The sequence below is a fragment of the Paracoccus wurundjeri genome (genome assembly GCF_030678915.1).
Classification (GTDB): Bacteria; Pseudomonadota; Alphaproteobacteria; order Rhodobacterales; family Rhodobacteraceae; genus Paracoccus; species Paracoccus onubensis_A.
In genome coordinates this window covers 18,889-29,411 of record NZ_JAUUTZ010000041.1, presented here as the reverse complement: position 1 = coordinate 29,411, position 10,523 = coordinate 18,889, and the positions used below count along the sequence as shown (strand labels likewise).

Annotated in this window: 14 protein-coding genes; 2 read left to right on the top strand and 12 right to left on the bottom strand. The window is 64.6% G+C overall.

The window, feature by feature from the left end:
- The 3 genes from tsaB to Q0601_RS23410 form a co-directional block, all read right to left on the bottom strand.
- On the bottom strand, positions 1 to 608 hold a 608-nt coding region (tsaB, locus tag Q0601_RS23420; protein ID WP_305292385.1), incomplete at its 3' end, for a tRNA (adenosine(37)-N6)-threonylcarbamoyltransferase complex dimerization subunit type 1 TsaB.
- Positions 601 to 1,161, bottom strand: coding sequence for a NifU family protein (locus tag Q0601_RS23415; protein ID WP_119751689.1), 561 nt, complete (start codon positions 1,159 to 1,161; stop codon positions 601 to 603). The genes Q0601_RS23415 and tsaB, both read right to left, overlap by 8 nt.
- A gap of 61 nt (positions 1,162 to 1,222) precedes the next feature.
- Entirely contained in the window at positions 1,223 to 1,678 is a 456-nt protein-coding gene (locus Q0601_RS23410) for a universal stress protein (protein ID WP_119751690.1), read from the bottom strand.
- 153 nt (positions 1,679 to 1,831) lie between these two features.
- Between Q0601_RS23410 and Q0601_RS23405 the strand changes: the two genes are divergently transcribed.
- A complete protein-coding gene (locus Q0601_RS23405; RefSeq protein ID WP_370656182.1) occupies positions 1,832 to 2,620 on the top strand; it encodes a sugar transferase in 789 nt (262 codons plus the stop codon).
- Here the strand turns inward: Q0601_RS23405 and truA are convergent.
- From truA to tsaD, 9 genes are all read right to left on the bottom strand, one after another.
- Positions 2,593 to 3,372, bottom strand: a complete 780-nt coding sequence (gene truA / locus Q0601_RS23400) for a tRNA pseudouridine(38-40) synthase TruA (protein ID WP_305292380.1) — start codon at positions 3,370 to 3,372, stop codon at positions 2,593 to 2,595. The genes Q0601_RS23405 and truA overlap by 28 nt on opposite strands.
- Entirely contained in the window at positions 3,373 to 4,359 is a 987-nt protein-coding gene (locus tag Q0601_RS23395) for a 5-bromo-4-chloroindolyl phosphate hydrolysis family protein (RefSeq protein WP_305292379.1), read from the bottom strand.
- A 177-nt stretch (positions 4,360 to 4,536) separates the two neighbouring features.
- On the bottom strand, positions 4,537 to 5,514 hold the full coding sequence (gene lpxK / locus Q0601_RS23390) for a tetraacyldisaccharide 4'-kinase (RefSeq protein ID WP_305292391.1): 978 nt from the start codon (positions 5,512 to 5,514) through the stop codon (positions 4,537 to 4,539).
- The gene (locus Q0601_RS23385) at positions 5,514 to 6,689 is read right to left on the bottom strand and encodes a 3-deoxy-D-manno-octulosonic acid transferase (RefSeq protein WP_305292378.1); all 1,176 of its coding nucleotides are present in this window, start codon (positions 6,687 to 6,689) and stop codon (positions 5,514 to 5,516) included. The genes lpxK and Q0601_RS23385 overlap by 1 nt, the downstream gene beginning before the upstream one ends.
- Positions 6,689 to 6,934 carry a DUF4170 domain-containing protein gene (locus tag Q0601_RS23380; RefSeq protein WP_305292377.1) on the bottom strand — a complete coding sequence of 82 codons (246 nt, stop codon included), beginning with the start codon at positions 6,932 to 6,934 and terminating at the stop codon, positions 6,689 to 6,691. The genes Q0601_RS23385 and Q0601_RS23380 overlap by 1 nt, the downstream gene beginning before the upstream one ends.
- Before the next feature lie 143 nt (positions 6,935 to 7,077).
- The gene (locus Q0601_RS23375) at positions 7,078 to 7,491 is read right to left on the bottom strand and encodes an EVE domain-containing protein (RefSeq protein WP_305292389.1); all 414 of its coding nucleotides are present in this window, start codon (positions 7,489 to 7,491) and stop codon (positions 7,078 to 7,080) included.
- Positions 7,491 to 7,766: a YciI family protein gene (locus Q0601_RS23370; RefSeq protein WP_305292376.1), complete on the bottom strand. Its 276-nt coding sequence runs from the start codon at positions 7,764 to 7,766 to the stop codon at positions 7,491 to 7,493. Before Q0601_RS23370 ends, Q0601_RS23375 begins: the two co-directional genes overlap by 1 nt.
- Positions 7,763 to 8,704, bottom strand: coding sequence for an NAD(P)H-dependent glycerol-3-phosphate dehydrogenase (locus tag Q0601_RS23365; RefSeq protein ID WP_305292375.1), 942 nt, complete (start codon positions 8,702 to 8,704; stop codon positions 7,763 to 7,765). The genes Q0601_RS23370 and Q0601_RS23365 overlap by 4 nt, the downstream gene beginning before the upstream one ends.
- Positions 8,701 to 9,768, bottom strand: coding sequence for a tRNA (adenosine(37)-N6)-threonylcarbamoyltransferase complex transferase subunit TsaD (gene tsaD / locus Q0601_RS23360; protein ID WP_305292374.1), 1,068 nt, complete (start codon positions 9,766 to 9,768; stop codon positions 8,701 to 8,703). The genes Q0601_RS23365 and tsaD overlap by 4 nt, the downstream gene beginning before the upstream one ends.
- Positions 9,769 to 9,860: 92 nt before the next feature.
- Between tsaD and Q0601_RS23355 the strand changes: the two genes are divergently transcribed.
- The gene (locus tag Q0601_RS23355; RefSeq protein ID WP_305292373.1) at positions 9,861 to 10,514 is read left to right on the top strand and encodes a uroporphyrinogen-III synthase; all 654 of its coding nucleotides are present in this window, start codon (positions 9,861 to 9,863) and stop codon (positions 10,512 to 10,514) included.
- Positions 10,515 to 10,523: the final 9 nt, after the last annotated feature.

Below are 10,523 nucleotides of genomic sequence, written 5' to 3'. Positions count from 1 at the left end.
TTGGGGCCGGGGGGCCCGGCGGGGTGGGCGGGGGCTGTAGCGGGGGCGGGGGCGGCCCGCGGGGGGGCAATTTCGCTGGGGGGGGGGCGGGGGGGGGGCTGGCTGCGGCGGGCAAGCGCAAGATGCGCGATCGCTTCGGCCAGCGGAACCGCAGGCGCAGCCTGCGCCGGGCCGGGTGGCAGTGAATCGGACGCGGCAAGCTGCGGCGGACCTGTCTCTTCGCCGTCACCGAAATCCTGCCAGATCACCTGATCGCGGCGCGCGGGCAATATCACCCGGCACGGGCGTGGAAGCCCGTAGGCGGCGGCCTCGGGCGCACTGATGCCGATGGCGGGGATGCTCAGCGATAATGCCAGCCCACGCGCCGCCGCGACGGCAACCCGGATGCCGGTGAAATTACCCGGCCCGGTGCCGACACCGATCACATCAAGGTCGCGCCAGCCCAGCCCGGCCTCGGCCAGCATTTCCTCCAGCATCGGAAACAGCCGTTCGGCTTGGCCTCTGGCCATTTCCTCGCGGCGGGATGCCATGATCCTGCCTTCGCACAGCAAAGCGGCCGCGCAATGCGCGGCCGATGTGTCAAAGCCAAGGACGACGGGTTCAGGCAACGGGCCTGACCTCGATCACCTCGGGGATGTAATGGCGCAGCAGATTCTCGATCCCCATTTTCAGCGTCAATGTGGACGAGGGGCAGCCCGCGCAGGCACCCTGCATATGCAGATAGACGATTCCACGATCAAAACCGTGGAAGGTGATGTCGCCGCCATCCTGTGCCACGGCCGGACGAACACGGGTATCCAGCAGTTCCTTGATCTGCCCGACGATTTCGGAATCCGGGCCGTCATGGGTGGCATGGCCGTCATTTGCCGGCGCTTCGCCCTCGATGGCGGGGGCGCCGGACTGGAAATGTTCCATGATGGCGCCAAGGATCGAGGGTTTCAGATGGTCCCAGGGGGCATCCTCGGATTTGGTCACGGTGACGAAATCGCGGCCTAGGAAAACGCCTGTGACACCCTCTATCGCGAATATACGCCGTGCCAGAGGCGATTTTTCGCCTGCCCCGGCATTCGGGAAATCGGCGGTGCCGCTGGCCAGCACGGTTTCGCCGGGAAGAAATTTCAGCGTCGCCGGATTCGGCGTGGTTTCGGTCTGGATGAACATGACTGCGCTCCTTTGGTTCCGATATGGCGACGCGGAGGGTGCGGGTCAAGCGCTACCGGCGTCAGGTGATCGCCTCCAGACGTTCTTTCGAAAGATCGCCGGGCACGACCGTGATCGGGCAGGACAGGGGGCCCGCCTCGCGCAGAAGCCTGCTCAGGACCGGGTTCGCGGCTGCCTTGTCGCTGTTCAGTCCAAGAACGACAATGCCGATTTCCTCATCCTCGCTGATCTGTGCGATCAGTTCCTCGGCCGGGTCGCCTTCCCGGATGCGCAGTTCCGGCTCGACCTTCTGGCGCGAGCGCATCCATTTGGCGAAGACCTCGAAATGCGCCTCTATCCGCTCCTGCGCTTCGGCACGCATGACATCGGCGACGCCGAAGCCGTGTTGAATATCATTGGCGGGGATGACCGACAGGATGACCACGCCGCCACCGGTATTCGCCGCGCGCATGGCGGCAAACCGCATCGCGTTCAGGCATTCGTGACTATCGTCCAGCAGGACCAGAAACTTGCGCATCGAAAACCGCGCCTTGCTTGGAAAATCACTTTTAAAGTGACCTATGTGTAGCAAATAGGCAAGCCACCTCTTGTCAAACCCAACTCTGGGTTCCCATGCAATGAATACCGTGTTAATCAAGGACTAAGCGGGTAAAATAATCGGGATTCCGGGGTGACCATCCATCGTGATTGGGGCGGGGGCGAGTTTGGCGCAAAGGCGATAAGCCTTGCGGATGTCACCAATGCGAATCTGGTTCTGCAACAGGATGAGGATGGCGCCGAAGCTGTCGGGCATCCGTTTCGGAAAAGACTGTTCGATGTCGTATTCGCCGTGATTTTGCTGATCCCGCTGTCGGTCGTAATGGCTGTTGTCGCGTTGATCCTGCTTATCGTGCAGGGGCGGCCCATCCTGTACCGGGCGGAACGGATGCGCGCGCCGGGGCAAAGCTTCCGGCAACTGAAGTTCCGCACCATGCTGCTGCAGGACAAGGATTCAGGCGCAACCGGGGCGCATAAACATTGGCGCATCACCCCGATCGGCCGCTTCCTGCGGCGCAGCCGGATAGATGAATTCCCTCAGCTTTTCAATATTTTGCGCGGCGAGATGAGCTTTGTTGGCCCGCGCCCCCCGCTGCGTGAATATGTCGAGCGGTTTCCCCTGACCTACAAGCAGGTCCTGCGCTGTCGTCCAGGCGTGACCGGCCTTGCCACGCTGATCTATCACCGGCACGAGGATCGTATCCTTGCCCGTTGCGACAGCGCCGAGGCGACCGAGCGTGCCTATTACCGCCGCTGCCTGCCCGCCAAGCTGCGGATCGACCTGATCTACCTGCATCAGAACTCGCTTGCGCTTGATCTGTGGATTCTGTGGAATACCGCCAAGATCGTGCTTTCCCGGCAAGAAGAGCGTCCCCGCCGTCACCGCAACCGTCCTCAGTCGCCGAAGATTTCGACCGGATAGCCTACGCCCGTCAGGTACAGCCCCTGCGGCGGGCAGACCGGCCCGCATGCGGCGCGGTCGCATGCCGCCAATACGTCGCCCACCTTGCGGGGATGCCATGATCCCGCGCCCACCCGCTCTAACGTGCCGACGATCGAGCGAACCTGATTATGCAGGAAGGATCGCGCCCGCAGATGGAACAGGATTTCCTGACCATGCGGGATCTCGCGTTCCTCGACCCTGATCTCGTCCATGGTCTTGACCGGGCTTTGGGCCTGACAGATCGACGAGCGAAAGGTGGTGAAATCATGCTTTCCGATCAGATGGGCGGCACCCTGGCGCATCGCCTCGGCATCCAGGTGATGCGTGACCTGCCAGACCCGGCCTTTCTCATGTGTCACCGGTGCGCGGCGGACAATCAGCCGAAAGCTGTAGCGCCTTTCGGTAGCCGAGAAACGGGCATGGAAATCGTCATCCACCCGAGCCGCCGCCAGAATCGCAACCGGAGCAGGTTTCAGATGGAAATTGAGCGCTTCGGTCAGGCGAAACGGATCCCATTCGCGGCCCAGATCGGCATGGGCGACCTGACCGGTGGCATGCACGCCGGCATCGGTCCTGCCCGCAGCCGCGATCCGCGCCCCTTCGGCGAAACCCGGGTCAAGCCGCGACAGGGCGTTTTCGACCGTTTCCTGCACCGATGGCTGGTCGGCCTGCGCCTGCCAGCCTGAAAAGGGACCGCCGTCATATTCGATCTTCAGGGCGTAACGAGGCATTTATCGCTTGGTCTTTTCCTGTTCGGGCATCGTCAGAAGATCGTCCAGCGTCTGCGCATCCTCGGATCCCAGCGCCGGGCGCGTATCCGTATCGCCGGACGCATCGGGGGGCGTATCGGCCGGGCGCACTCCTTCGCGGGCCAGACGGTCGCGCAGTACCGAAATCTCGATATCCAGATCGCTGCGGTCACCCTCCAGCAATTGCTTGCTGCGCGCATTGAAATCATTTTCCAGATCGGTCAGGAACTGCTCATAGGCCGCCCGCGCGCCGGCATCCTGCGAGCGGGCATAGAGATCGGCGAATTTCACCGTCGCGTCGCGCGCGCCCATGAGATAGACGCCCATATACCGGCGCACCGCGCCCAGATTTGCGGGTTCTTCGCGGACCTGATCGAATAATTCCTGTACGGTCGCCTCGAATATTGCCACCCGGGCCTCCAGCCGCCTTTCGCCGCTGCGCCGGATCGCATCCTTCATCTGGTCCAGATGGGCCTGCCCCTCGGCGATCATCCGGGCGGCGCGATCCTGCTGAAAACTGTCGATGCCCTCCATCCCCTTGCTGCGCATCGGATCGGCGCCAAAGGCCAGCCAGTGCAAGCCCAGACCGGCAATACCGATCAACCCGCTTCCGACTATCGCGCCCGGTTCGAACGCGCCCAGACCAAGGCCCAGAGCGGCCATCACGCCCCCGAACAGCTTGCGGGGAATGGCCGGGCGGCGGGCGACCCTGCGGCGGTCATAGGCGGCCTCGGCCTTCAGGCCCTCGCCGGTCATCCACATTCCCGCGGCGATCAGTCCGAAGCCTGCCAGATTGGCGACCAGCCCGGCCGGATCCTGAAAGAAGGCGGTAAGAAGCAGCGGCGTGGCGGCAATGGTGATCCATTTCGGCCTTCCCTGAAGCCGATGCCGGGTTTCCATCGCGGGCATGCGCCCGGAATTGCCGGTGATCCCGCCGGGAGAGAACTTACCGCCGTAACGTTGTGACATGCCCGCTCCTTATCCCGCGCCGGCAAGGGACGCATAAAGCGCCAGCAGCACAAGCAGATAAAAGCTCAATCTTTGCATCGCCTTGCCAGACATGATGCTTTTCCTTTCGCATGGGCGGTTCCCGCTATATATCGGCACGATCCGGCGAATTGCAAAGCGGATGGGCGGAAAAGCCGGTCAGGCGGGAAACAAACGGTCAAGCTCCTGTGTCAGCGGGTCGGGATTGCCGATCTTCAGCCGCACCGGCAATGCCAGCACCCTGGCGCGGAAATCGCGGGGCAGGCGCACGGCGTCCTTTTCGGTCGTCACAAGCTGTGCGCCCCGCATCTGCGCCTCGGTCTCCAGCCGTTTCAGCAATGCGGGCGTAAAGGGCTGATGATCGTCCAGCGCCTCGCCCCGAACCAGCTCCGCCCCAAGCCCCTGCAGCGTGGCAAAGAATTTCTCGGGGTGGCCGATGCCAGCGAAAGCAAGCACCCGGTGGCCCTGCCAGTCGATCCCGGTTTGCAGTGGCGCAAGTTGTCCTTGCAAATGCGGCAGGCCGGCAGGTGGCGTAAACTGTGCCTGCGCCGGGCCGTCGCCGATGGACAGCAGCAGATCCGCGCGTGCCAGCCCCGCCTTGACGGGTTCGCGCAGCGGTCCGGCAGGCAGGCACAAGCCATTGCCGAACCCTTTGGCGGCATCGGTGACGATCAGCGACAGGTCATGGGCCAGCGCCGGATCCTGAAACCCGTCGTCAAGAATGATTGCCTCTGCCCCGGCAGCGGCCGCCGCCCTTGCCCCGGCTGCCCGGTCATCCGCGACCCAGACGGGGCCGAACGCGGCCATCAGCAAAGGCTCATCCCCGGTCAGTGCGGCGTCATGATCCCGTTCATTAACCCGCAGAACCCCCGAGGCATTGCCGCCATAACCGCGCGACACGACATGCGCGGCGATGCCCCGTGCCTGCAGCAATTGCTGCAGATGGATCACGGTGGGGGTTTTGCCGGTGCCGCCCGCGTTCAGGTTGCCGACGCAGATCACCGGTACGCCGACGCGGATGCGCGCGCCGCCCCGCAATCGCCGCGCCGTGGCATGGGCGTAAAGCGCGCCCAGCGGCGCCAGCATCCGGGCTTGCAGGCTTGGCGGGTGGATATACCAGAAAGCGGGCGCGCGCATCATGTCCGGACCTTTTTCAGCAGATCCAGTATGTAGGCGGCGATCTGCATGGCGACTCCTGCGCCGCCGGTGCCGACGGTCCAGGCATTGCTGGCAAGATCGGCGACCAGTTCAGGCAGGGTGAGTTCGGCGATGACACGCGCCAATTCACCCGGATTGACAACCTGCCGCGCCGCGCCGCCTGCGTCAAGCTGATGCCATTCGGTCGCAAATCGTTTTGTTGCCGGTCCGTGGACGATGGCCGATCCAAGTGCCGCCGGCTCGAACGGGTGGCGGGTTTCGTCGTCATCCCCGGATAAGGTGCCGCCCATATAGGTCACCGGGGCCAGACGGTACCAAAGGCCCAGCTCTTCGGGGGAATCCACCAGCAGGACCTGAACATCGTCCAGCGGCTCTTCATCCATTGCCCGCTGGGCGACGATCAGGCCGTTCCGTTCGCATCTTTCCGCCAGCGGTCCGATGCGTTCGGCGGAAGCGGGGATCAGAAACAGCAAGGTGCGATGGGCCTGACGCAAGGCGGCGCGATGCGCGGTCAGCACCGCCTGCTCCTCGGATGCGGGAACGCAGGTGGCAAGCCAGGAATGACGGCCGTTGAGAAGATCGGCAATGACTGAAAGCTCGGCCTCGTTGCAGGGCAGGGGATCGCGGATCTCGGTGATGGGGCCGGTCATCGTAACCCGGCGGGGGGCGATACCCATGCGCCGCGCCGTTTCATGACTGGCGGTGTCGGTCGCGAAGATCATGGTCAGCGAATTCAGCAGATCGCGCCGCATCCCGGCGGTCAGCGTCCAGTGCAACTCGCGTGGTTGCAGATCGGCCTCGCCCAGAATGACCGGAATTTCCTGTGCGACCGCCTCCGAGATCAATGCGGCAGGCAGATCAGCCCCTAACAGAAGCACCGCGAAAGGACGGGCTTGACCAAGCAGATCCCGCATCATGTCGCGATTTCTGTCCGGATCGGGGTGACCTCCGGGCGTCAGTTCGTGAATGCGCAGGTCGGGGCGGGCTTTCTTCAGGATCGCGGAAATCCGATCGGCCGCCAGTTTGCGGGATTGCGCGTAGCTGAGGAAAAGCAACGGGCCCTGTCCTTCGGGCAGGGAAATCCCGCCCGAAACATCGGAGCCGTGGCGCAGATGCAGCCACAGGCCAAGCCGTCCCAGCCCCGCAAGGGCCATCAGCTGCCAAGTTCTTCAGTCGGCCCGGCTGCCTGTTCCTCATCGCGCAGGCGATGCAGATGCGCGATGAAATAACGGGTATGCGCGCTGTCCACCGTGCGCTGCGCTTCGGATTTCCAGGCGTTATACGCGGATTGGTAATTGGGGAAGACGCCGACGATATGGATGGCGTCGGTGTCGCGGAACTCGTTCCGCTGCGGATCGACAAGCTCGCCGCCGAATACGAGGTGAAGTCGCTGGGCCATGGGATCTCCTTGATCGTGCTGTTTTGGATAAGCGTAACGCGGGGACGGCACGAAATGAAGCGGTTCCGGCTATGATCGTAAGCGATTCGTGAACGTCGGCTGCGACGGCCGTCTGCCACGTTCGCCGCGCGACGGTCTGGCGCCTACAGCCCCGCCAGTTCCATGACCACCGCCCATTCGGCATCGGTCACGGGCTGAACGGACAGGCGCGTATTATTCACCAGCGCCATATCCTTCAGGCGCGGCTCGACCTTGGCCTGCTCAAGCGAGACAGGGCGTGGCAGCGGCCTGACCGCCTTCACATCCACGCATTCCCAGCGGGAATCATCGGTGGTGCTGTCGGGATGGGCTTCGGCGACGACCTCGCAGATGCCGACCGCCTCCTTGCCCTGATTCGAGTGATAGAACAGGCCCAGATCGCCCTTTTTCATTTCCCGCATATTGTTGCGGGCCTGATAATTGCGCACGCCGTCCCATTCCTCGCCCTGATCGCCCTTCGCAACCAGATCGTCCCAGCCGAAAACATCGGGTTCGGATTTGAACAACCAGTAAGCCATCAGCCGATCACCTTCTTCCATTCCGTCACCTGTACATCGTCGAACAGCCCGGCGGATTTATAGGGATCATTCGCGGCCCATTGCTCTGCCGCGGCCAGATCCGTCGTGTCGAGAATAACCAGAGAACCCCGCATCTCGCCCTGTTCGATCAGCGGGCCGGCCATGGCGACGATACCGGTGTCATTGATATAGGCAAGATGCGCCTCGCGGGTATCGAGACGGGTCTGCAAGGCGCCGGGCTTGTCCCGGCAAATCACGGCGAAAAGCGGCATCATTCCTCCTTCAGCGGACGGTTCATCAACAGTTCCATAGCATCTCCCACGGAAACGCTGCCCTGTGCAAGCTGTGCGACCATTCCGGCGATTGGGAGATCCTCGCCCATCTGCCGGGCCAGTCCGGTGACGGCAAGGGCGGTGGCTGCGCCTTCCACCGTGGTGGCGGCATCGAAATCCTGCCCTGCGCCCTTCGCATGACCAAAGCGGAAATTGCGCGATTGCATCGACGAGCAGGTCAGCATCAGATCGCCCAGCCCCGACAGACCGGCCAAGGTTTCGGGGCGCGCGCCAAGCCGGGCGGACAGGCGCGACATCTCGGCGAAGCCCCGGGTGACGATTGCGGCCCGGGCGGAATCGCCCAGCCCGGCCCCGATCGCAACCCCGGCGGCGATGGCGATGACGTTTTTCAATGCGCCGCCCAGTTCCGCACCGGTGACATCCGTGGTCCGGTAAAGCCGCAGAACCGGTGTCGACAGCGCATGTTGCAGCACCTTGCCCCGTCCGGCATCGGCGCAGGCAAGCGTCAGGGCCGTCGGCAGCCCCCGGGCGATATCGGCGGCGAAAGACGGACCGGTCAGCACTGCGACCGCCGCATCGGGGCAGGCAGCGGCGATCAGTTGCGACGGGCCGGTCAGGCGGGTCAGGTCAATGCCCTTGGCGGTGCTGACCAGGGTCTTGCCGCGCAGGATGCGGGCGTTCGCGGTCAGGAAATCGTTCAGTTTCTGCGCGGGCAGGGCCAGCAATATCGTATCCGCCTGTGCCGCCTGTACCAGATCATCGGTCACGGTGACCGCATCGGGCAGGGTCACGCCAGGCAGGCGCGGATTCTCGCCGCTCCAGCCGGTGCTGCGCCCCCAAAGCGCCACCGGCCCATTGGCGGACAGCGCGACGGCAAGCGCCGTGCCGAATGCTCCTGCGCCCAGAATCGCCAGCTTCATGCCTTTGCCCCTTTCTTGCCGCTGCCCAGCATCGGCGCGGCGCTTTGGTCCAGCGGCCAGCGGGGGCGGGCGGCCAGATCCATGCCGTCGCGCGCGCCTTCGCGGTAACGTTCTATGCCTGCCCATGCGATCATGGCCGCATTGTCGGTGCAAAGCCGAAGCGGAGGCGCTAGGAAAGTCGCCCCGGCTTCGGCCGCAACCTGCTGCAAGGCCGCGCGGATGGTCTGATTGGCGGCGACCCCGCCCGCTACGGCAAGGGCCGGAACCGGGCTTGCGGCCAGCGCGCGGCGGGATTTCTCGGCCAGGATCCCGGCCATGGCGGATTGAAACGCCGCGCAAAGATCCTGCCGGTCGGCTTGCCGCAAGCCGCCCTGTTCGGCGATCAGACGGTCGCGCAGGCGCAGCGCGGCGGTTTTCAGACCGGAAAACGACATGTCGCAACCGGGCCGGTCAAGAAGCGGTCTGGGCAGGTCGAACCGGTCGCCATCGCCCAGCCGCGCCTCGGCCTCTACCGAAGGACCGCCGGGTTGCGGCAGGGCCAGCAGCTTGGCGAGCTTGTCGAACGCCTCGCCCGGGGCATCGTCGATGGTGCCGCCAAGGCGATGAAATTCCTGCGGGCCGTCCACGCGAAGGAACTGGCAATGCCCGCCCGAGACCAGCAACATCAGATAGGGAAAGCCGATCCCGTCGGTCAGGCGCGGCGTCAGGGCATGCCCGGCCAGATGATTGACCCCGACCAGCGGCAATCCGGCCCCCGCCGCGATCCCCTTGGCCGTCATCACCCCGGCCATGACTCCGCCGATCAGCCCCGGCCCTGCGGTCACCGCCACGGCAGACAGATCGGACAGGCCCAGTCGGGCCTCTTGCAGTGCCTGCTCGACGCAATGGTCCAGCCGCTCGGTATGGGCGCGGGCGGCGATTTCGGGGACGACACCGCCGAAATCCGCATGCATCTCGGTCTGGCCCGCGACGACCGAGGACAGAATCCGCCCCTCGCCGGTGACGATGGCGGCGGCGGTATCGTCGCAACTGCTTTCGATGCCCAGGAAAATCAGGTCTTCCATGCTCTTGTCCGCATGCTCTTGCCCGGAGGGGGATTGGCGCTTACCCAGAAGCAAGTAGCACCGCCGGACGGGAATTGCCAATGCCAAGCCGAATGACAGCAGGATTGTTGCTGACCCGCCCGGAGGCGGATTCAAGGCGCTTCGCCGCGATGCTGCCGGAATTCCGGGCGGTGATCTCGCCCATCCTGCGGATCGAACCGGTGGCGCATGATGCGTCGCGGCTGCGCGCGGCGCGGGGGCTGGTCTTTACCTCGGCCCATGCGGTGGCGTCTGCGGGGCCGGGGCGCGGGCGGCTGGCGCTTTGCGTGGGCGGGCGTACGGCGCAGGTCGCGCGGGCGGCAGGTTTCATGACGCGCGAAGGCAATGGCTTCGCGGACTCGCTGCTGCCGCTGATCGAATCGGCGGAAATGCCGCTGATCCACCCGCATGGCCGGCACCTTGCCCGCGAATTGCCGGTCGAGGGAATGGTGGTCTATGACCAGATCGCGCAGCCGCTGAACGCGGATGCGCGGGCCTTGCTTACCTGTGAAGCGCCGGTTCTGCTGCCGCTGTTTTCCCCGCGCTCGGCACGGTTGCTGGCGGCGCAGACCGGGGAGAGTTGCGCGGAGTTGTGGATTGTTGCGATCAGCCCGGCTGCGGCGGTGGCGTGGAGTGGTCCTTGCAGCAGGCAGATCACTGCCGCTGGTCCGACCGCCGACGCGATGGCTGCGGCCATCCGACTAATGGCGGGCATGGAACAAAGCTGATCACATCGG